Here is a 490-nt window from a genome sequence, read left to right on the forward strand (position 1 = left end):
TTGGGCTCGGCGTACGCCCGCGGGTATTGCCGGGACAGATACGACCTGGCGCGCGTGATGACGGTGTCGATGTCCGTGTCGGGTTTCACCGATACCGTGAAGTAACCGATGTTGGCACCCGGCAGGGGAGGATTCAGGCCAAGTACGATGCGCGGCCCCCATCGGCAACGTATCCGATGCTGCTTTCGATCTCGGGATTGGCTTTCTTGTCTGCCAGCCACACGCTTATCCGCCGTACGGTATCCAGGGTCTGGCGCGCATCCGTGCCGGTTTGTAAGGTCAACGGAATCTGGAACTGCAGTCGGTCGGATTTGGGCAGGAAGTCGTAAGGAAGACGCGAAAGCGTCCAGCTGGCGACGCCCAGGCAGAGGACCATGACGCCCAGATAGAGCGCCTTGTGCGCAAGCACCCAGCCGATCACGCACCGATAGGCTCGATAGAACCGCGACTCGTGCGGGCTATCCACCTGCTCGTCCACGTGCACACGGGC

Annotated in this window: 1 pseudogene; it reads right to left on the reverse strand. The window is 61.8% G+C overall.

Annotated elements, in window-relative coordinates:
* Positions 1-490: pseudogene (locus ACR9ZJ_RS19385) on the reverse strand (efflux RND transporter permease subunit); the annotation flags it as partial.

The organism is Luteibacter sp. KNZ12-1A (genome assembly GCF_056755675.1).